Annotated in this window: 17 protein-coding genes; 1 reads left to right on the top strand and 16 read right to left on the bottom strand. The window is 55.2% G+C overall.

Annotation, left to right across the window (positions count from 1 at the left end):
* Positions 1-163: 163 nt before the first annotated feature.
* From P6M73_RS07355 to P6M73_RS07315, 9 genes are all read right to left on the bottom strand, one after another.
* Entirely contained in the window at positions 164-973 is an 810-nt protein-coding gene (locus tag P6M73_RS07355; protein WP_277855462.1) for a carbon-nitrogen hydrolase family protein, read from the bottom strand.
* A 251-nt stretch (positions 974-1,224) separates the two neighbouring features.
* Positions 1,225-2,178: a signal recognition particle-docking protein FtsY gene (gene ftsY / locus P6M73_RS07350; protein WP_489666496.1), complete on the bottom strand. Its 954-nt coding sequence runs from the start codon at positions 2,176-2,178 to the stop codon at positions 1,225-1,227.
* Positions 2,175-5,741 carry a chromosome segregation protein SMC gene (gene smc, locus P6M73_RS07345; RefSeq protein ID WP_277855460.1) on the bottom strand — a complete coding sequence of 1,189 codons (3,567 nt, stop codon included), beginning with the start codon at positions 5,739-5,741 and terminating at the stop codon, positions 2,175-2,177. Before smc ends, ftsY begins: the two co-directional genes overlap by 4 nt.
* Positions 5,732-6,766 carry an elongator complex protein 3 gene (locus tag P6M73_RS07340; protein ID WP_277855459.1) on the bottom strand — a complete coding sequence of 345 codons (1,035 nt, stop codon included), beginning with the start codon at positions 6,764-6,766 and terminating at the stop codon, positions 5,732-5,734. The genes smc and P6M73_RS07340 overlap by 10 nt, the downstream gene beginning before the upstream one ends.
* Positions 6,763-7,449, bottom strand: coding sequence for a ribonuclease III (gene rnc, locus P6M73_RS07335; protein ID WP_277855458.1), 687 nt, complete (start codon positions 7,447-7,449; stop codon positions 6,763-6,765). The genes P6M73_RS07340 and rnc overlap by 4 nt, the downstream gene beginning before the upstream one ends.
* 139 nt (positions 7,450-7,588) lie before the next feature.
* On the bottom strand, positions 7,589-7,822 hold the full coding sequence (gene acpP / locus P6M73_RS07330; protein WP_277855457.1) for an acyl carrier protein: 234 nt from the start codon (positions 7,820-7,822) through the stop codon (positions 7,589-7,591).
* Positions 7,823-7,912: 90 nt separating this feature from the next.
* Positions 7,913-8,917 (bottom strand): phosphate acyltransferase PlsX, encoded by a 1,005-nt coding sequence (gene plsX / locus P6M73_RS07325; protein WP_277855456.1) that lies wholly within the window; start codon positions 8,915-8,917, stop codon positions 7,913-7,915.
* A 122-nt stretch (positions 8,918-9,039) separates the two neighbouring features.
* The gene (gene rpmF / locus P6M73_RS07320; RefSeq protein ID WP_277855455.1) at positions 9,040-9,228 is read right to left on the bottom strand and encodes a 50S ribosomal protein L32; all 189 of its coding nucleotides are present in this window, start codon (positions 9,226-9,228) and stop codon (positions 9,040-9,042) included.
* Between the two features lie 3 nt (positions 9,229-9,231).
* Positions 9,232-9,735: a YceD family protein gene (locus P6M73_RS07315; RefSeq protein WP_277855454.1), complete on the bottom strand. Its 504-nt coding sequence runs from the start codon at positions 9,733-9,735 to the stop codon at positions 9,232-9,234.
* A gap of 500 nt (positions 9,736-10,235) precedes the next feature.
* On the opposite strand from P6M73_RS07315, the gene P6M73_RS07310 reads away from it, so the two are divergent.
* Positions 10,236-10,493 carry a hypothetical protein gene (locus tag P6M73_RS07310; RefSeq protein ID WP_277855453.1) on the top strand — a complete coding sequence of 86 codons (258 nt, stop codon included), beginning with the start codon at positions 10,236-10,238 and terminating at the stop codon, positions 10,491-10,493.
* Between the two features lie 358 nt (positions 10,494-10,851).
* Here the strand turns inward: P6M73_RS07310 and P6M73_RS07305 are convergent, their stop codons facing one another.
* The 7 genes from P6M73_RS07305 to P6M73_RS07275 all read right to left on the bottom strand — a co-directional run bounded on the left by P6M73_RS07305 (position 10,852) and on the right by P6M73_RS07275 (position 19,976).
* Positions 10,852-11,649, bottom strand: a complete 798-nt coding sequence (locus tag P6M73_RS07305) for a hypothetical protein (RefSeq protein ID WP_277855452.1) — start codon at positions 11,647-11,649, stop codon at positions 10,852-10,854.
* Positions 11,646-12,335 (bottom strand): ABC transporter ATP-binding protein, encoded by a 690-nt coding sequence (locus P6M73_RS07300; RefSeq protein ID WP_277855451.1) that lies wholly within the window; start codon positions 12,333-12,335, stop codon positions 11,646-11,648. The genes P6M73_RS07305 and P6M73_RS07300 overlap by 4 nt, the downstream gene beginning before the upstream one ends.
* Positions 12,328-12,702: a GntR family transcriptional regulator gene (locus P6M73_RS07295; RefSeq protein WP_277855450.1), complete on the bottom strand. Its 375-nt coding sequence runs from the start codon at positions 12,700-12,702 to the stop codon at positions 12,328-12,330. The genes P6M73_RS07300 and P6M73_RS07295 overlap by 8 nt, the downstream gene beginning before the upstream one ends.
* A gap of 361 nt (positions 12,703-13,063) precedes the next feature.
* Positions 13,064-14,341, bottom strand: coding sequence for a Wadjet anti-phage system protein JetD domain-containing protein (locus P6M73_RS07290; RefSeq protein WP_277855449.1), 1,278 nt, complete (start codon positions 14,339-14,341; stop codon positions 13,064-13,066).
* The gene (locus P6M73_RS07285; RefSeq protein ID WP_277855448.1) at positions 14,325-17,720 is read right to left on the bottom strand and encodes an ATP-binding protein; all 3,396 of its coding nucleotides are present in this window, start codon (positions 17,718-17,720) and stop codon (positions 14,325-14,327) included. The genes P6M73_RS07290 and P6M73_RS07285 overlap by 17 nt, the downstream gene beginning before the upstream one ends.
* Positions 17,717-18,379, bottom strand: a complete 663-nt coding sequence (locus P6M73_RS07280; RefSeq protein WP_277855447.1) for a DUF4194 domain-containing protein — start codon at positions 18,377-18,379, stop codon at positions 17,717-17,719. The genes P6M73_RS07285 and P6M73_RS07280 overlap by 4 nt, the downstream gene beginning before the upstream one ends.
* A complete protein-coding gene (locus tag P6M73_RS07275; protein WP_277855446.1) occupies positions 18,366-19,976 on the bottom strand; it encodes a Wadjet anti-phage system protein JetA family protein in 1,611 nt (536 codons plus the stop codon). The genes P6M73_RS07280 and P6M73_RS07275 overlap by 14 nt, the downstream gene beginning before the upstream one ends.
* Positions 19,977-20,269: the final 293 nt, after the last annotated feature.

Below are 20,269 nucleotides of genomic sequence, written 5' to 3'. Positions count from 1 at the left end.
GTTTCTGAAAACAATATCGCTGGCAGTAAGAGGATATGAAATTAGGGTGCGCGTCAAAGAACGCCAAAAAGAGAGACAGGCACAATTATACCCATCTCTCTGGTTCAACCAGTTAAGAGCAACGAACCGAATTAATTGATCTATGAGCTTTCGGCGACTAATCCTATCGATACAGTTCCGGACGCCGGGAACGAAGCAGCGGCAGTCCCTGCCGAATGGCTTCACAGTCATCCAGATCAATGGCCGCGGACAGCATGCCCTCCGTTTCGTCCAGCTGGGCGCGGATATCGCCCCAGGGGCCGGTGATCAGGGAATGGCCGTAGGCATGGTAGGATGCGGTCAGATCGCGGGCCGGTGAACAGCCTGCCAGGAACAGCTGATTGTCCAGCGCCCTGGCCCGGAAGGACAGATCCCAGTGGGCCGGACCCGTCGTCAGGTTGAAGGCGGCCGGAACCAGGACCAGCCGGGCTCCCCGCTCCGCCATGATCCGGGTCTGTTCCGGAAAGCGAATGTCAAAGCAGATCATCAGGCCGATCTTGCCAAATTCCGAATCAAAAACGGTGATTTCATCCCCCGGGGTCAGGGTGTCCGATTCCCGGAAGCAGATCCCCCCCGGGACATTGACGTCAAACAGGTGAACCTTTCGGTGGCGGGCTACTTCCCGGCCGCTCCGGTCAAACACATAGGAGGTGTTGTACACTTTTCCCCCGTCCAGTTCCGGGACAGAGCCGGCACACAGCCAGATCCCATGCTGCCTGGCCAGGTCGGACAGCCTCTGCCAGACGGCTTCCCCCCGCGTTTGGGCATATCGGGGAAAATTCGGTGTTTCATAAGGACAGACAAACATCTCCGGCAACACCACCAGATCCGTACCCTGGGGCAGCTGGCCCAGACGTTCTGCCAGTTTTGTCAGATTCGCTTCCACATCAGATTCCACTTTCATTTGCAATAAAGCCAGGTTTACTCGATTCATCGGTTTCCCCTTTCCCTCTTCAGCGTGATCAATAATACTGTTGTTATCTGCTCGTCTCTTGATCCGTTGCTGTTCATCCATGGATGCTGTTCATCCACGGTTGCTGTTCATTCATTCGGTTCAGCATTTGATGCTGTTCCGAAGTTGCTGCTGTTCAGCCTTTGCTGCTGTTCAGTCTTGCTGCTGATCAGCACACGGTAGCGTTCAGCCACGGTTCAGTCTGTTCCGATTCCTACTTCGTTCCTGCCGGATTACTCGGGTTTGACTTCATGCTCGAACTGTTCCAGATCCAGATCGCTGTCTAACAGCAGAGTGGCAAACTGAGCGGCGTCAAATTCCTGGACGTCGTCAATGCCTTCACCGACGCCGATGTAGCGAACCGGCACGCCCAGGGTCTGGCTGATGGAGAGGACGACGCCGCCTTTGGCTGTACCATCAAGCTTGGTCAGGATGATGCCGTCAATATTGACGACGCTCTGGAATTCCTGAGCCTGATTGATGGCATTCTGGCCGGTGGTGGCGTCCAGTACCAGGAGCGACTGCTTGTGGGCCGATGGATATTCCCGGTCGATGATCCTGTTGATTTTCTCCAGCTCTTTCATCAGATTCTTCTTGTTGTGCAGCCGTCCGGCCGTGTCAATCAGTAGAACGTCAGCCTGGCGGGCCCGGGCGGCGATGAGCGAGTCATATACGGTGGCCGCCGGATCAGAGCCCTCCTGGTGACGGATGATGTCAACGCCGGCGCGGTTCGCCCAGATTTCCAGCTGGTCGATGGCGGCAGCCCGGAAGGTATCTCCGGCGGCAACGAGGACTTTTTTCCCCTCTTCCTTGAAGCGGTAGGCCAATTTGCCGATGGAGGTCGTCTTGCCGACGCCGTTCACTCCGATGATGAGCATTACCAGCGGGAAGTCAAGCGGAGCGGGTTCCTGCTGATTCAGCGTTTCCGCGATGACTTCCGCCAGAGCGGGCTTCACGTCCTTGACCCGGCTGATCTTCTGCGTCCGGATCTTCTCCCGGAGCCGTTCGATGATTTCATCGGCGGTGCGCGCTCCCACATCGGATGTGATCAGCGCCTCCTCCAGTTCATCATACATGTCGTCGTCGATGTAGACCGCGACCTGGAACACTTCATTGATCCGGTCGGTAAAGCTGTTGCGGGTCTTTTCCAGCCCCTTCTTCAGTTTTTCAAAAAATCCGGCCATTATACTGCCTCCTCCTGTGCTGGTTCCAGATCGACCGAGACGATCTTGGAAATTCCTTTTTCTTCCATGGTAACACCGTAGAGGATGTCAGCTGCTTCCATCGTCCCCTTGCGGTGCGTAATCAGTATGAATTGAGTCTCCCGGGCGAATTCCTTGATGAAATTGGCATAGCGGTAGACATTGGCATCGTCCAGCGCGGCCTCGATTTCATCGAGGAAGCAGAACGGTGAAGGCTTCATGCGCAAAATCGCGAAGGTCAGCGCAATGGCCGACAAGACCTTCTCCCCGCCGGAGAGCAGATTGATGTTTTGGAGTTTCTTGCCCGGGGGCTGCACGTTGATGTCGATGCTGCCCGTCAGGACATCGCCTTCGGACAGAATCAGCTCGGCTGTGCCGCCGTTGAAGAGCTGATGGAACGTATCCTTGAAATTACGGGATAAAATAACGAAGTTTTCCTTGAACAGCGCCCGCATTTTTCCCGTCATGTCCTGAATCAGCTTTTCCAGCTCGGCTTTGGACCGGAGCAGGTCATTGCGCTGGGAACTGAGGAACTCATAATGCTGCGAGATCTTCTCGTATTCTTCGATGGCGGCCAGGTTGACATTGCCCAGAGCGGTGATTTTGCCTTTGATTTCGCTGATGCGCTTTTTAGCTTTGGCCTTGGACTCCAGCGGTTTGGCCAGATCCCTGGCCTGGGCCAGCGTCAGGTCCAGGTCTTCATTGAGCCGGGTAAGCAGTTCTTCTTTGTCCGATTCATATTTTTCCAGGTTCAGGCTGGCTTTGAGCAGTTCCTTTTCCAGGCGGTAATACTCGTCCCGGACGGTGTCCGCCAGACGCGAGGCTTCCTTGATCTGCGACCGGATCTGAACCTCTTTTTGGTCCAGTTCATCCATGGTCTGATCCAGCGCCTGCATCCGCGTCTGATGGGCGTCCCGCTCCGTCCGGATCTGGGTGGTTTCCTCTTCCAGACTCAGGGTCAGTGCTTCCTGGGTTTCCCGGTCTGCGATCAGGCCGCTGAGGCGCTCCTCATACGAGCGAAGCTGTTCCTTCAGGCGGCCAATTCCCTGGCGCTGACTGGTCAGGTCCGTTTCCCAGCGGGTCACCCGGATCCGGTGATCGGCCAGTTCCTCCTTGCGGCGGTCATTAATCCGGAACAGTTCCCGGCGCCGTTCGCGCAGTTCGGTTTCTTCCAGCAGAGCGTGCTCCATGGCAGACTGATTCGCTTCGATTTCCTGACTGGTGGCGGTCAGCTTCTCCCGGGCCAGATCCAGTTCTGATTCCAGAGAACCGCCCGCCGCGGTCTGCTCGGTCATCAGCGTCTGAATCCGGCTGATTTCCCGGACAAATCCTTCGATTCGTTCGGCCAGACGCGTTTCTTCCAGCTCCAGCTGGCGCAGCTGGTCATCCGACCGGGCCAGCTCCTGCTTTTTGGCATCGAGCTGTCCGCTCAGGGCTTCCAGCTCGAGCTTCTTTTGGCCGAACTCCTGCCGGCCCTGGGCGATGGTCTGCCCCAGAGTCTCCAGCTCCGCCTTGCGCGACATGACTCCGGAGGACTGCCCTTTCTGGCTGCCGCCGGACATGGCGCCGCCGCCCAGAATCATATCCCCCTCAAGGGTCACGATCTTGATCTTGTAGCCCGTCTCGCGGGCGGCCAGCACGGCATCATCCATGTTCCGGGTGATCAGGGTCCGTGCCAGCACGCTGTCCGCGATTTCCCGATAGGCATCGTCGGTTTCGATCAGGTCCGAGGCAAAGCCCAGAACCTCGGCATTCTTGAACTTGGGCATGGCAATCCGCGAAGCGCGGATGACATTGCGCGGCAGGAAGGTCGCCCGGCCCAGCTTCTGCTTTTTGAGAATCTCAATCAGGGCTTTGGCCTGGTCATCGGTAGCCGTGATGATATTGCCGATGTAGCCGCCCAGGGCCGCTTCAATGGCTACGGCATATTCCGGCCTGGTCTGAATGACATCACCCAGTACCACGGCCTGATCCAGGTGCGGCGATTTGCTGCGCTTCAGATACCCGAACAGATCCCGCACGCTGCGGGCATAGCCCTCGTGGGTTTCCTCCAGATTCCTGAGCATGGCTTCGCGGCCTTCGGCGTCACGTACCTTGCGCCGGATGATCTCCAGCTCATTGGTCAGCTCTGCCGCCGCGCGCTGCAGGCGGGTTCCTTCCTCCCGCAGCGTGCCGTGTCCGGTCTGACGATCCGCCTTCTGATCCAGCACAGCGGTCAGTTCGGCTTTGAGCTGATCCCGGCCCCGGGTATTCAGGGCCAGAGACGCTTCGTAGTTGCCGCATAAGTCTTTTAGGCTGTCCTGCCGGGACTGCAGCACCTTTTCCCGGACCTGCTCCTGCGAAAGGCGCTCATCCAGCAGCCGGCGCTCTTTGCGCAGGTTCTCCTGCCGTTCCTTCAGCCGTGTGCTGTCCTGTTCACTGCGCCCGATCCGGGCCTCCAGCTCGCCCATGGCCGCTTCATGCGCCCTCTGGTCTGCAATGGCACTCTGATGGCCCAGACTCAGTTCCTGTTCCCGGGCCTGAGCCTGAGTCAGCTCATCCCGGGCTTCCTCGATCTGAGTCGTCAGAGCAGCAGCTCCGGCTCTTGCCTGGGCTGCGCGTTCCTGGCAGGACCGGGTCCGCTCCGCCAGCAGAGCGATCTGTGAGGTGCCCTCGTCGAAGCGCCCCTTGCGTTCATAGTATTCTTCGCGGGTCCTGGCCTTTTCCTCCGCCAGATCATCCAGCGCCTGGGACAGATCCTCCTGGGACTGTTCCGCCGCGGCCTTGGCTTCCCCGGACTGAGCAAAGGCTTCAGAAAGTTCCTGATGCCGGGTGATGGAGCCGGCGTTGCGCTCCTCCAGTTCCTCCAGCTCCTGCAGAATCACAGCGATCTGCAGGTCCTTCAGTTCGCCGGACAGCGCCAGGAAGACTTCAGCTTTTTCCTTGTCTTCCTTCAGAGGCCCGATCCGTTCCTCATAGGTGCTCAGGATATCCTCCACCCGCACCAGGTTGTCATCGGCCGCCTTCAGCTTCTTTTCGCCTTCTTCCTTGCGGGCCTTGAACTTGGTAATGCCGGCAGCTTCTTCCACCAGGCCGCGCCGCTCTTCCGGCTTGCCCGAGAGAATCGCGTCAATCTTGCCCTGGCCGATCATGGAATAGCCTTCCCGGCCGATGCCGGTGTCCATGAACAGCTCATGGATGTCGCGCAGACGCACGACGTTGTTGTTGATGAGATATTCCGATTCCCCGGAGCGATACAGCCGCCGGGTCACCGTCACTTCGTTGTAGGGAACGGACAGCGTATGGCAGGAATTGTCCAGAGTCAGCGAAACGCTGGCCTGGCCCAGCGGCTTGCGAAACTGAGTGCCGGCAAAGATGACATCTTCCATCTTGCCGCCCCGCAGCTGCTTGACGCTCTGTTCGCCCAGAACCCAGCGCACGGCATCGGAAATATTTGATTTGCCGGATCCGTTGGGCCCCACCACCGCGGTGATGCCCGAACGGAATTCCAGATCGGTTTTATCGGCAAAGGACTTGAAGCCCCGAATGGTCAAATTTTTTAAATACATAGGCTGATGTCGAGGGTTCCCTCTCTCCTTAGGATAACTTGTCCGCGCCGGATCTGGTCCGTGGCGGTTACCCGGCTGATCCTGGCCTGATTGCGGCGGTAATAGCGCCGGCCGGCGGCATAGAGCACTGACTGGTCTTTGGGATGGAGCAGCAGCTCCCAGGATCCGGGGGCATCGGACAGTGACCCGGCGATGCGCTCATGCAGGCGCCGGGACAAGACCAGCTCCCGGAATGCCGGATGGTGCGGCCCGGCGATCAGATCGGCGCCCGCGGTCAGTTCCTGATTGGCCTGCAGACCAACCCGCAGCACCTGAATGCCGGCTGCCTCATACAGGGTCAGCAGCTCGGCGCACCGGGCGACGGCGTCTTCCAGCTCCAGAGGAAGATAGCGCCCGGCGGCATAAAGTTCGGCCAGGGGTGTGCCCCGCACCACCAGTGTCGGATAGATTCTTACCTGGTCCGGCTTCATGGCAATACTGGCTCTGGCGGTGGCCAGATCAGATGCCGAATCAGCCCCCGGCAGCCCCGGCATGATCTGATGGCCCAGGGTGATCCCCCGGGACCGGATGAGCCGCGAGGCCTGTTCCACATCTTCTGCGGTATGACCGCGGCCGCTCTGAACCAGCACCAGGTCATCCAGGCTCTGAACCCCCAGTTCGATGATGTCCATACCAAAGGATGCGCAGCGCTCCAGGACTTCATCATCGATGAAGTCAGGCCGGGTCGAGCAGCGGATATGGGAAATGGCGCCGGCCTGGCGCAGGTCCCGGGCTGCCCCCAAAAGTTCCAGCTGCTGGTGGACAGGGATCCCGGTAAAGCTGCCGCCGAAAAACGACAGTTCCACCGTCTTCTCCCCCGGTGGGAGCGTGGCCAGATGGCGTGCGGCAATCGCCTGGACGTCCGCTGCGCCAAGACTCTGGGGATCTGCCGCCTGACAGCCGCTGATGCGGGACTGATTGCAGAAGACGCAGGTATGCGGACAGCCCAGATGGGGAATGAAGACCGGAATGATATAGTGCCTCAAAGGGTTTCCTCCCGGTGCAGGGCCAGCTTGCTCAGCGCGTCCCGGGCCGCTTCCTGCTCGGATTCCTTCTTGCTCATGCCTTCGCCCCGGCCCATGGTTATTTCATCCACGGCGACCCGGGAAAAGAACTTGCGCCGGTGCGCCGGACCCTCGAATTTGACCAGATCATAGTGGATATTGACCTCGCCGGACTCCTGGAGGAGTTCCTGGAGCCGGGTCTTGTAGTCCAGAACGATTTCATGATTCAGGGCGCGCCGGATGATGTCCTCGAAATGTTCCAGGATCAGCCGGTCCGCCGCTTCCGTGCCCTGGTCCAGATACAGCGCCGCGATGACCGCTTCCACCGCATCCGCCAGCAGCGACTGGCGCTTGCGGCCGCCGGTGGCTTCCTCGCCGTGGGACAGCAGAATATAGCGCCCCAGGTTCCACTTCTGGGCCACCTCATACAGGGAAGGCTCGCAGACGATGAGGGCGCGGATTTTGGTCAGCTCGCCTTCACTGCGGCTGCCGCCCCGCTCATACAGCGCCCGGGTGATGCACAGCTGCAGAATCGCATCGCCCAGAAATTCAAGTTTTTCGTTGCTTTCCATGCCCTGCTGCTGGTTGGCATAGGAAGAATGGGTCAGGGCCTGTGTCAGCAGCTTCTCATTGGAAAAGCGGATTCCCAGTTCGTTCAGTTTCATGATTTGACTCCTTTGTCAGCTTGAGTCCATTCCTCAGCCAAACGTAAGCCTGGCTCAGGAATATACTCGCATTGTCCAACTGTTATTATACCAAAAAAGCTGCACCCTTATCGGATGCAGCATCAATCCATACTTAATCTTATTCTTCGCCAACCAGTGTATTGATGTAGTTGACTACATCGCCTACCGACTGAGCTCTTTCAGCTTCCTCGTCGGATACCTGGATATCATATTCCTCTTCAATGGCCATAATCAGTTCGACGATGTCGAGGGAATCTGCCCCTAAATCTTCAAAGGTCGTCTCCATTTTGATCTCGCCCTCGCTGATTCCCAGCTTATCGGCGATGATGTGTTTTACTTTGTCAAATACCATATAAAAAACCTCCACGTCTTTTGTTTCTACGTATTCATTCAATGATTGGTTCTGTCACGCTGATATCACTTGTATCATAATATGGCATCATCAACTCTGCAACTGGTTTTTTTCGATTTCCGCCCGGAAATGGTCAATGAAGCCGGCTTCCTTCACCCGGGCCGCCTGGCGGATCGCGTTTTTGAAAGCCATGGCATCGGATGAGCCGTGCGCCTTGACGACGATGCCATTCAGACCCAGGAAGGCCGACCCTCCGGTCTCGCGGTAATCGTACTGCTTCATCATTTCCTTGAGCGAGGATTTGATCAGGAGTCCACCCAGTTTGCCTCTGGCTGACTTCATAAGCGACGCCTTAATCAGTTCCAGCATGGTCTTAACCGTTCCCTCGAAGGTCTTCAGGATGGTATTGCCGACAAACCCGTCGCAGACCAGCACCTGGACATCGCCGGTGATGCAGTCCCGCGGCTCCACATTGCCCACAAAGTTCAGAGCCGGGTCACCGGCCAGGAGCTCATAGGCTGCTTTGGTCAGCTCGTTGCCTTTTTCCGCTTCGGCCCCAATGTTGACCAGCCCGATCCGGGGCTTGACATAGCCCAGGATGCTCTCAAAATAGACTTTTCCCATATGGGCGAACTGATGCAGGTTCACCGGCTTGCAGTCCGTATTGGCTCCCACATCGATGACCATGAACCGGCCATTCTTGCCCGGAATCAGCGGCGCCAGCGCCGGCCGGTCGATTCCTTTGATCCGGCCGATGATGAAGAGCCCTCCGGCCAGGAGCGCGCCGGTGGAACCGGCGGAGACCACGCCATCGCAGTCGCCGTCCCGAACCAGTTCAATGGCGCGGCGCAGGGACGAGTCTTTCTTGCGGCGAATGGCCAGAACCGGGCCTTCATCGGTGCCAACCACTTCCGTTGTATGCAGAACGCTGATCTTTGACCGATCCACGTCGTATTTTGCCAGTTCGGCTTCAATGCGGTCGGACGGGCCCGTGATCGTAATGTCCACGCCCAGCTCCTTGACTGCCTCGACACAGCCTTTGACTACTTCAGCGGGCGCATGGTCGCCCCCCATTCCATCTACAGCAAATCTCATGTTCGATTCCTCCTTGCCTTCCAATGTCACTATTCTATCACAGCCAGCGGCTTCTTAACTTTGGTTCATAAAAAAGAAAAAGAACACATGCAAACATGTGCTCTGATCTTTTCCATTCGGAATTAGTTGACATCAACCTTAGCGATGATCTCTTTGCCGTCGTAGTGTCCGCAGTTCTTGCAGACTCTGTGGGAGAGCATCATATCGTGGCAGTTCGGGCATTCGATGATGCTGGGTGCACTGGCTTTGAAAGTCTGAGCTCTTCTTCTGGCTGTTCTTCCTTTAGAGAATCTTCTTGCTGGATTTCCCATTACTTACACCTCCTTGAATAAATCCTTTAATGCGGCGAATCGTTCATTCACCTGTTCCTTATCACAGTCACAGGTTTCTCGATTGAGATTAGCCCCGCATTCCTGACACAGTCCCTTGCAGTCTTCGCTGCAGAGCGGCTGGATCGGCAGACTGGATATTATATCTTGTACGAGGAGGTCCGTCAGATCAACGGTGTCCCCTTCAGATAACGGCATTGTGTCCAGATCGTCATCCGAAACTTGCTGGGCCCAGGTTTCATCGATGGAGAGATCAATCTCCTGCTCGAATTCATCCAGGCAGCGGCTGCAGACCTGCCGGACCTTTGAATGGACATCTACATCCAGTTCAATTTGTCCAGGCTGGATTGTAACAGTGCCTTTGACTTGGACCGGTTCAGCGAACGCAGTCCCTTCTTTTTCCAACGACTCAAGGGAAGGAGCATCAAATGAAAAATCCAGTTCTTTGATCACGGCCTTTTTCATTGAGTCGGCAATTGAAATGATCATCTCAATCCCCTTTCCATTTTACGCATAAAAAAGAGTTCCTTTGACGAACAACATTAATAATACCAATAAAGGATAAGAGTGTCAACAATCTGACCCGGCATTTCAGTTGAAATTGACGGAAAAATAACCAGAAATTACCACATGGAATCCGAACGACCCCTGCCCAATTAGCCTGAGTCCACGATCCCCGTCGCTGCATGAACCACGTCAGGGATACTCCAGCTGGATCAGAGGATCGCGCGCGGGAACCCGGCAGCCCCCGTCGGGTTCAGCTTTTTCACCCGCCGGCCCCCTTCCACCTTGCCCTCCGTCCGACCGGGCCACCGAATACTGCCAGATCCTTTACCCGAACAATCCAGCCGCGCCAATGCCCGGGCAAAGAATAGCTTGCAGAAAGAGCCTCGGCCTTGATAAAATGATATCAAGAGAAATCCAACCCATTCAGACAGCGAGAACTGCAGCAATCGCTCTCCCTCCAGGCTTCCTGGAGACCCTGCTGAATGGAGTCAACCCTCACTGCCATCCAGGCCCATGAAGGAGATCCCATGAAACCATCCCACCTGATCCCCGGATTCCTTGTGCTTTCCGGTGCCATCTTTTCCATCGCCGATTATCTGGACCGACTGGGTCACCCCGAATGGAGCGCGTCGCGCAGCGTCGCGCTGCTCTACCTTGGTCTGTCCGTTCTGGTTGCCCTGTTCTATTATATCGTGATCCGCCAGTGGGAGCATCACACGCATCACGATTCCCCGCTTTAGCGGCGACACCCAGGTGACTCCCGCCAGGCCCGGCTTAAGACCGGCCCACGGAGCATCCCATTCCTTCTAAATCAACAGACTCCACCGCCCAGTCAGACAGGACCAGGCAGCGGAGTCTGTTTTTCGTTGATTGCTATCCATGAACCGAACTAGAGCCTACCCAGCAGTGTCGTGAAACTGAACTGATCTTTGTCTTGGGCGAGGCTCCCGCACTCGCTTTGACATTGGGTTTGTATTGGCTGGCATTGGCTTTGGATTGGCTGGCACTGTCTGGTACTAGATAGCACTGGCTTTTTTTCACTGGAACTGTTCCTGACCATCCGCTTGCCGAACCTGTATGAATCCGCTGGATGCTTCGTTATTTTAATTCGGTCTTGTGCTGCAGGAACCAGCTCATGATCAAGAGCGCAGTCAGAGAGACCAGCAGGCTGAACCAGTGCTGGAGGGAAATACCCATCAGGTTGCCCTGGAACAGAGTGATCCGTTCAAACAGCTGCTCTTCCAGGAATCCCAGACCGATGCCTGCCGCTGCGGCAGCCAGGAACGTGATCGGGGTAGCGCCTTTGATGCGGTGGCGCAGGACAGACTGCAGGGTAATGAAAAAGGTAAAGAAGACAGAGCTTATGGTCATTCCCAGGGCAGATCCGATCAGATACCGGCCAAACTCAAGCACCGCGGTGAAGGAGTTGTGGTTCTGCTGACGCAGGGTTTCCAGAATGGTATTGTCGATTTCAAACCGGATCTGTTCCGGAGCCCCCTGCTTAATCACAAGGAATGTGCCCAGGGCAATCAGGCCGGAAATTATGATTCCAGCCAGAATCAGCAGGAAATAGCTCACATACTTGGCTGTGAGGCGTTTCAGGCCGGACTCAGGAATGTAGGCCTCAAATACGGCGTGAGGGGCATTGAGATCCTTGTGGTAGGATACGATAGAGATCACAAAGGGCGCAAAGAACAGAACCAGCATCAGCATGCCCAGTCCCATGAAACTCACCATGGCGAGGATCTGGGACGGCAGGCTGTCGTCCCAGACCAGGCGCTGACTGCCAAAGTAGCCGCTGATCAGGAAGAAGACGCTCAGCACGGCAATTGCTACCAAAGCCCACTTGGTATTCTTCAGAAGTTTCTTCATTTCATAATTCATTAAACTCATCATTTCCGATAAACCTCCCGGTACAGCTCATCCAGGGAAACCTGACGGTCTGCCCGAATGGCTTCCACATCCCCCATAGCCCGAACTTGTCCATCCCGGATAAAATACACTTCGTCCAGCAGCCGCTCCAGTTCATGGATCAGATGACTGGTGACCAGGATCGTAGACTCCGGCGAGAAGCCGGCGGCAATCAGATCCAGGATCTCTTCCCGGGCCACCGGATCCACGCCTTCCAGCGGTTCATCCAGCACAATCAGCCGGGCGCGGCGTGACACAGCCAGAGCCAGGGCAAACTTGCTCTTCATCCCTTTGCTCAGCCGTTCAATCCGAAGCGTTGGCTTTAAATCCAGTTCCTGAATCAGCCGCAGGAATTTTTCTTCATCAAAATCCTGGAACATGGAGCGGTAGGTTTCTGACGCCTGAGCGATGGTCATACCCTCCGGCATGAAATCCGTCCGGGTCAGTGCCGATATTCTGGCCTTGCTTTGATGCGACAGCGGCTGGCCATCCAGTTCAATGGTTCCGCCGTCCGCCCGCAGTTCTCCGGTCAAAATGCGCAGCAGTGTCGTTTTGCCCGATCCATTGGGACCGAGCAGGCCGATGACTTTGCCCGGCGCCAGTGTCAGCGTTGCGTCCACCAGGGCCGGCGTCCTCTGGTAGCGTTTTGTCACATTCGAAATGTTAATCATTTTTTTCTCCCCCAATCCATTCTTGCTTAATATCCCGGATGACCTCATCCAGGCCCAGACCAAGCTTTTTCGCCTCGGTGATGAACCTGGCGCGAAGCTTGACGGCTTCTTCCTGCTTCAACCGATCCACCATGAAAGAATCCTCTCGGAGAAACGTTCCGACTCCCCGTTCGGTGTAAGTCAGACCCTCCTTTTCCAGCTCCATGTAAACCCGCTGGACTGTATTGGGATTGACCTTGAATTCTTCCGCGATTTCTCGAACTGACGGCAGTTTGGCGCCCGGAACGAGCTGACCGCAAATCAGACGTCGCTTCAATTCACCAGCGATCTGCTGGTAAATGGGAATTCCATCTAGAAATTGAAACATGGACATGATCCCTTCCTCTCGTCATAGTGTACTATCATAGTAATACACTATGACACTAATTGCAACCCCGCTTTCGAAATATCAGAAAATATTCCCCGCCTCTGAGGATCGTTAGAATCAGGACCACTCAAAGATGGCTCCCCGCCCAATTTTTGACTTGAGGCAGCTTATGAGAAAAAGATTCCCTGAAGTCTGTACTGTGGAGAAGCTGTTCCAGAGAGAATCGACGGGAGAGAATTGAACGGGAGAAAACTGAACGGGAGAATTCGAGGGGAAGAAAGCAGCGGCAGATTCAGGCAGAGAATTCCGAAGTGATCGAAAAAGCACTCCCCGAGACGATCAGAAAGTGCTTTACGAGAAATTATTCCATTGGATCCATGAGCTGATTTTCCTGTTCCAGACGAATTCTGTGCGCCGCCAGGTATTCAATGCAGTCCTTGCAATCGGTCAACTCTGGTCGCTCCCGCAATGATTGCAGTTTTGCGGCATATTCTTTGGTGGTTGTCTGAACCAGCGTCTCGAATCGCTGCAGCTCTTCCAGACTCATGCGATACGGCTGAATTCCGGGGTTGATTTCCCGGCGCAGTCGAGCCAGCATGGTAAAACCGCCATAATCAATGTCTCCCCAGTGCAGCCACTCAACCTGAGCTGAGTCCGGGTGATTCTTTGACATGGCCTGGCAAACTGCCTGGAAAAACAGCTTTCGCGCCGGACTGTAGACGCCGCCATGGTAAATGACCAGTTCCTCCGGTCTCTTGGAGTCCCGGAGATAGCTGAAGTAATTGGCCCGATTCTCGATGCTGAGGATCCGACGGATCTGAGGCTGAAGTTCCAAAGAACCTGTTTTTAGATCTTCCGCGGACAAACTGGTACCTGCCTTGAGCCCACCAAAGTCCACCCGCTGCGAGCCGCTGATCCATGTCAGTCCGCCGCAGAACTCAAACTGCTCCGGGTAGCGGACAAGCCCCACCTGCCGCAGCAGATCCTCCTCCCGGGCGTCCTCGTCATGCTCCAGATATTGCCGCAGCACCCGAACCAGACGGGATCGGACATTCGTTTCAAACCGCTTGGAGTCCCCCAGAATTTTGACAGAGAAAACCCGCTGTGTCATTTCATCGGCCCCCAGGCCTGCCAGGCCTTTGATAACGGCAAACAGATCCTGCCGATCCTGAGCGTCCTCCGGCACAATTTGCGGCACGCGGCCTTTCTGTTCGATAACCGTCAGGGACTCCTGGCAGTATTCCCGAGCCCAGTCTGATGAGGTGGAAACCTGCTCCAGTTCAAGCAAATCCAGGGACACCTGGAGTAAGATATCTTTTTTGGGCGTGCGTCGGCACAAAGCATAGGCTTCATCCAGCCGTTCCGGCTCCAGCCAGACCTTTGCCAGAATATGGTTCTCCTCTCCCCTCATCCAGCTGAAATGGATCAACCCCTGTCTGGCCAGTGCAGTCACCGCCCGATTGATCTGAATCCGGACCTCGGTCTGCTCGATGTCATACTCCGGAAAGTCGGTGATTCCGCCGTCATAAAATTTCAGGAGAATCCTTCGACTGGATGTCGTTCCGCTTCGATAGGCACTGCTTTTCTCCAGCCGGTCGAGGAGACCGTTTACGATTCGCTGCTCAATCGAGCTCTTCATATACTACCTCCATATGACGGGGATCAAAGGACTGAACGGTGGTGCCATGCCCTCTGCGATACACGCACAGGTTGCGGTCAACCAGTGTGGCAATGTCCGCCACTTTGTCCGGCGGGGCGGACAGGATCACCTGGAAATTGAACCGGCGCAGCAGCTGAATGCTCTGGATAATTCGTTCACCGTCCATTTTGGAGAACGCTTCGTCAAACATGATGAGCCGGATGGTGGAATTTGTTTTTTCCCGACCGGATCGATACAGCTGAGCAAAGGATGCCAGCACGGCAATATAGAACGGCGTCTGAGTCTCACCGCCGGACTTTTTCCCCAAGGTTCGCGACAGGCGCTGAATTGTTCCGTCCTTGCCCTCAACCTCCAGGTCAAAGGTCAGGTAAGTTCGATAATCCGTGAATTCGTGAACCTTCTTTTCGTAATCCTGGCCGGACAGGCCGTGCTCGCCGGTGTCCATCACGATGGCAAACAGGTCGTTGATTTCATCCTTGTACTTGTCATTGAAACTTTGTGACAGCAGACTGTAGCCCCGGCTGAGCATATCGTCCATAATCATATCATAGTACCGCTTGTACTCCGGTCGGGCCACCATGCGGAACCGATAGGCATCTTCCCCGAAGGTCGCCCCTTTGATGGCGTAATTCAGTTCCTCGATCTGATGTCTGGCACTGGTGATGTTATTTTGCAGGCGGCTTAAAAAATCCTCCTGGAATTGCTCAAAAGCCTTGGTTTTGGCATCCTGAATCCGCTCTTTGAACTCGGGCAGCTTGTTCTCGCTCAGTTCCAGCCACGCATCTTCAAAACTGGTGTTGTCCGGGGATTGAACATCAAAACCCATTTTATACTGATCGTTGTAGCGCCGACGCCGCTCCGTCAGATCATTCCAGGACCCCTCTTTCAGATTTCTGGCTTTGGACAACTCCCGGGGAAAAGCGTTGGCGACTTGGCGCGGGGTACCGCGCTGACTGAGTTCCCGCACATAACGGGGCGCTCCGGTTTGCTCCATCCATTCCGCATCGAAATCTGCCTGCAGCGTCCGGAACTTATGATCCACGGCATCCCTCAGGCCCGGGATGATCAGTTCGCCCGCAGTTGCCGCCGCCTGCTTCAGCCCGCCGATCTGACGCGATAACTCTCTGATCTCCTCGTCCCGAACCTTGATGTCCTGCTCCAGAGAGCGAATCTGAGACTGAATCCGTTCCAGGCTCGATACATCAATCGCGTTTCGTTGTGCCATCAGTTCGTTTCGCCGTTCCAGAGTCTTCGGGAGGTCCCTCATCGCCTGAGCCGATTCGGCAAAACGTTCTACCTCCAACGGTTCCATCCCCTGCAGATGGGCAGGCTCCTCCAACAAGCCCAGAATTCCGTGACAAAGGGCTCGCTCGGCTTTGAGTTCTGACAGTTCCTGGCGCAGGGTCTCCAGCCGATGCAGGATGGCAGCGCGGCCGATGGCCGGCTTGCGCCAGCGCTCGGGCGACAGTGCGCGGACGACGTAGCCGGAATAGAGCATGCATTGCGGTGTAATGGCGGTAGCGTGCTGGCGCAGCTCTTCGACCTGTTCGCTTTTATGAACCCTTCCCAGCACATGGTTCAGGAATGCCCTGGCCTGCTCGTCCTCCGTAATGATTTCTTCAGCCAGGGAGCCCGTTTCGGGCGGAGTCGACTGACGCATCAGTTTCGCCGAATCAATGATCCCGGCGCCGTATAATTTCTGCTGATCTCTGACCTGATCATACACTCGAGCGGCTTCCTGGAAATGATCCGGGGGAACCAGCAGGTAATATTTCTGACTGTGCAGAAACCCTTCCACGGCATTGCGCCACTTTTCATCTTTTAAATCAGCCACCTCCGCCAGGATCCGAACATTCGGCTCGGTTCGGGTGACGACCCGCAAGCGGGAGGCGATGGCTTCCTTCAAATCCAGCGTTTCTTTCGGGAAAGGAAAAATACCGCTCTGCAGCGACTTTAGTTCAGCATCCATTTGAGCCAACTGTTGATCCTGCTCATCCAAAAGATCCTTCAGACGATCCTGCAGACTGCGAATCTGCTGCTGAATTGAGGTGATGGCTTCTGCCAGTTCCGTCAGATGATGCCGCTCCATTTGTCGGAACTCTTCCGGCAGGAGCTGCCGGATCGGCCGAACCTGCTCCGTCAGCTGCTGAGCCAGTCCGGCGGTATCCGTCAGGCGCTGAGCGATCAGCGGCGGGAATGAACTAAAATCCATCTCCCTGAGAGCCAGGGCAATCCGATGGGACGCATTGCCCCATAACTCGGCCAGGCGGCGCAGATTGTTGACCGATTGCTCACCTCGAAGCCTGATGGTACGAATCTCCTCTTCGACCTGAGCAATCTGGCCATCCAGCCGCTCCAGCAGCTGGGTAACCCGATCTGATACTTGCCGTGCGACCAGCTCATCCCGATCCAGACGCAGCTGCTGTATTTCCTGGTTGAGTAGTTCTTCCCGGATCAGACATTCAGCCAGGGTCTGTCGGGTCTGAGCGAGGCGGGTTTCCTCCTGAGTCAGGGATTCCATGCTGCACTCCAGCTCTCCGCGCTGAATCAGATAAGAATACATCTGTTCGCTTTCCCGATATTTCTCAAAATCCTGATGGGCGGTGACAACCGCTTCCAAGTGCTGTGTCTTCTCCGTCAGAATCAGAGATTCTTCTTCCAGCTGCCGATAGCTCCGAATGTTTTCCTGCATATGGCTGATATCCACCGGCAGCTGATCATCGCAAACAAACTCGGTGATGAATTTCTGCAGATCGACGTCGGGATTGAAAGACACCGCCTTTTTCAGCAACGCGCCAAACCGGCCCTTCAAACCGCCCAGTCTTCCGTAGAGCTTTTCTCGAAAGGTCTTGCCGGTGTCGGTGGTATCAAAGTTCCCGTCATACTCCTGACGAAGGAATCCCCGCAGACGGGTGATATCCATGGGAACCTGATCCCTTAAAAATCCGCCTTCATCCAGGGGACCCTCGTAGGAAAAGAACATTTTCTGGATATCCGACTCTGCATAAACATCAAAAACGGCGCCCGCGGTAAAGTCCCGATCTTTCTCTTCATCATGAAATTCCAGGACGATGTAACTGGTAAACCGGCCATCGCGCAGATACCGAAAGCCGGACTGTTCGTCATCGCCCAGCTCTCCCATCAAATAACCTTTTAAATTCCGGTTGGTGCGGCCGCCCGCTGATTTATTAAAGAACGATCCGGAAAAATCACCCAGCAGCACCAGCTGGAGGGCATCAATCAGCGTGGATTTTCCGGAAGCGTTCTGACCGGTCAAAAAATTGAGCTGATCAAATTCCACCAGCTGGTAATCAAAATAATGCCAGTGGATGAGCAGGAGTTTTTTCAGCTGTTTCATTCCTCTTCTCCTTGTGCCGGATCCATCGCGGCCTCTGTGCCGGTTTGAACTTCCTGTCTTAACTCTTCCAGTTCCCGAACGATGTTGTTGATTTCATGATTGGGTAGAATCACCAGAATGGACGGCAGAATCAGGATGCTGTTCCCCTCCGCCGACCAGGCGGTTGCTTCGAGTTTCTGAATGATATTAAAATGGGACAGCGTACGCTGCGCCTCCATTCTCTCCTTCTGGGTGGATCGTCCTTTGGACAGAAGGCCCAGACTCCTCATCTTCTCCACCACCGTCCCGGTATCCGTTCGGACATGATTCAGCTGGTCCCCCAGTTCCCGGCCTTCTTCGAACATCAGGCGGCAGGTATACAGAAAAAGCGTAGTGAACCGGTCCAGGCGCAGGCGATTCTGATCAAATTCGCTGGTCAGGGAGACAATGCCGTAGGTATCGTCTTTGTCCAGACGCCAGCCGGCCACCGCGAAATATTCCTGAAACAGTTCAAAGTGACGACTTACCAGCCGATAATCATTGCCCGGTTCCAGCCATTGCTTGTCCGGCCGGTATACATCCCGAACCAGATAGGTGTGAGAAAACAGGTAATTGACCAGTCGCCGAAACTCGGCTTTATCCGTGCTGTTTAAATTGTCATAGCGTTCATTCCACTTCATGGTCAGACTCCTTGTTCATGGCTTCGATCAGATCAAAACCGCTGATCTGGTCACTGCTTCGATTGACGGCCTTGGATTGAGACTGTCCGGTGCCGGATTTCGTCCTTTGACTGCGGATCCCGGATTTTTTTCTCTGGCTGGCATTGGAACGCCCATCCCTCCAGGGATCACTAACTTCCAGTTCGCTCTGCGGCAGTCTGATTTTTGGATCCTGAGTTTTCTGCTGAATCGTCAGATCCGGAATCCAGTAGCCGTTGCGCAAGATCCGCCCCTCTCCGGGAACGATGGTGTAGGGCATCCGGGGGTCCTGATGTCGGATCACCGCCAGAATCAGCAGAATGAATTCTTCATCAGACTCCAGCGGCAGATCCGCCGCGCGAATCATCGGACCGGCTTTTTCAAACAGATCTTCCACAAACCGGCGGATTCTTGCGACAGGGTACGAGGTTTTCATCTGGTCGAGCAGAAAAGCTTGAGCCATGCCAGAGAGCGGATCTTCCGTGTCAACCGGCAAAGCCGGACGAACAACTCGCCGCGCCCGGATCGTTTTATGATAGATCGAGCTGGCATCCAGCGATTCCTGCCGCGAAGCCTGAATCCCTCGCTCCAGCCGATCCAGAACCCGATCCTGCTCCGAGCCGTCTGCAGCAGCCACTGTCTTTAAAATTTGAGCCAGTTTTCCCCGAATGGACTGATCGGCAGTCATCAGATAGCGGATCTTTTCCACGGAACTTTTGGTATAGCTGCTGTTCTTTCGGTCGATCTCATTGATGAGCCGGTCCATGCCGGAGTAGGATCCGGCCACATAGTCCAGAGCCGTCAGAACTTCCTGGCGGGCCGCCTCTTCTGAGTCGAGCTGACGCAGAGACATCGCCCGGGCAACCATAGCCTCGACGAACTGCTCTTCCCGGCTGATGGAAGCAATCAGTTCCTGAATCGGACCCATATAGCGATACACTGAGTCCAGCGTCTTGATCGGATGGTAGTATCGATCCGATAACCGGCGAAATTCCATGAAGTGCTCTGTCAGTAATGCGTTGACATCCTGAACCTGTACAATGCCGCGCAGAAAACGCCGGATTCCATGATAAAGCTTGCGCATAGAATGCTGCAGCCGCTCCGTGTTGGCTCTGGCCGACTGCACTGCCTCATACAGGTGTTCCTGATCCACTTCCATGGCCTGTTTTAACCCCGAGAAGGTGGCAAACACCATGGAGGAATACTCTTCCGATTCTTCCGATCCCAGTTCGCTTAACAGCTTGATAACTGGAACGGCATAAGGTTGGAGCGAAATAATTTCGATGAAGGAGTTCTCAATAAATTCTCGCTCTATCCAGCCCGTCCGGGTCAGCCGTTCCATAATCAGGCGAGCCTTCCCGCTGACCGATAAAGCGCCCTGCGGTTCATCATCGGACTCCAACTCAAATTGGCGGTCTTCCAGCAGAAAAATGAGGGACGACAAATAATCCTCCACTTTGATGTTCAACTTTTCCTTGAACTCCTCATGCAGGATCATCAGTGCGTCAACATAGATCTCCCGATTGGGCGAGACCAGAATCGAAAAAAAATTAGCAGGGACAATCTCAAAAAGCTTCATAAAATTTATCTCCGGATTCCATCGAGCCAAGTCATGGAAATCTGTAAATTAGTTCTTCTATCATCTTATCAAATCCAGCAGACAATCACCATTCAGAATCGGGCCAGGAGGATCTGCCATGAACGGCTTTAATCCGTTTTAAATCCGCCTTGATCCGCTTTAATTGGCTTGATCAGATTGATCTGATTGATCCGGTTTATTCAGCTGACCCGGGTGAGCCGGGTGAACTGCGAAATCGGTTATTTGCTGAACATGATGAATCGGCACTTCGATTCTGAAAACTGGAAAAGCGG

It is taken from the genome of Anaerococcoides asporogena, from assembly GCF_029590275.1.
Lineage (GTDB): Bacteria > Bacillota > Clostridia > Clostridiales > Clostridiaceae > JG1575.
This window is presented reverse-complemented; position numbering and strand designations above follow the sequence as displayed.

Bases quoted from the DNA above. Each gene is read 5' to 3' on its own strand.
- P6M73_RS07290 (WP_277855449.1), bottom strand. From the start codon at position 14,341: ATGAAGAGCTCGATTGAGCAGCGAATCGTAAACGGTCTCCTCGACCGG.
- P6M73_RS07310 (WP_277855453.1), top strand. From the start codon at position 10,236: ATGGAGTCAACCCTCACTGCCATCCAGGCCCATGAAGGAGATCCCATG.
- acpP (WP_277855457.1), bottom strand. From the start codon at position 7,822: ATGGTATTTGACAAAGTAAAACACATCATCGCCGATAAGCTGGGAATC.
- P6M73_RS07300 (WP_277855451.1), bottom strand. From the start codon at position 12,335: ATGATTAACATTTCGAATGTGACAAAACGCTACCAGAGGACGCCGGCC.
- rnc (WP_277855458.1), bottom strand. From the start codon at position 7,449: ATGAAACTGAACGAACTGGGAATCCGCTTTTCCAATGAGAAGCTGCTG.
- plsX (WP_277855456.1), bottom strand. From the start codon at position 8,917: ATGAGATTTGCTGTAGATGGAATGGGGGGCGACCATGCGCCCGCTGAA.
- P6M73_RS07315 (WP_277855454.1), bottom strand. From the start codon at position 9,735: ATGATCATTTCAATTGCCGACTCAATGAAAAAGGCCGTGATCAAAGAA.
- P6M73_RS07285 (WP_277855448.1), bottom strand. From the start codon at position 17,720: ATGAAACAGCTGAAAAAACTCCTGCTCATCCACTGGCATTATTTTGAT.
- P6M73_RS07305 (WP_277855452.1), bottom strand. From the start codon at position 11,649: ATGATGAGTTTAATGAATTATGAAATGAAGAAACTTCTGAAGAATACC.
- smc (WP_277855460.1), bottom strand. From the start codon at position 5,741: ATGTATTTAAAAAATTTGACCATTCGGGGCTTCAAGTCCTTTGCCGAT.
- P6M73_RS07280 (WP_277855447.1), bottom strand. From the start codon at position 18,379: ATGAAGTGGAATGAACGCTATGACAATTTAAACAGCACGGATAAAGCC.
- P6M73_RS07295 (WP_277855450.1), bottom strand. From the start codon at position 12,702: ATGTTTCAATTTCTAGATGGAATTCCCATTTACCAGCAGATCGCTGGT.
- rpmF (WP_277855455.1), bottom strand. From the start codon at position 9,228: ATGGGAAATCCAGCAAGAAGATTCTCTAAAGGAAGAACAGCCAGAAGA.
- P6M73_RS07275 (WP_277855446.1), bottom strand. From the start codon at position 19,976: ATGAAGCTTTTTGAGATTGTCCCTGCTAATTTTTTTTCGATTCTGGTC.
- P6M73_RS07355 (WP_277855462.1), bottom strand. From the start codon at position 973: ATGAATCGAGTAAACCTGGCTTTATTGCAAATGAAAGTGGAATCTGAT.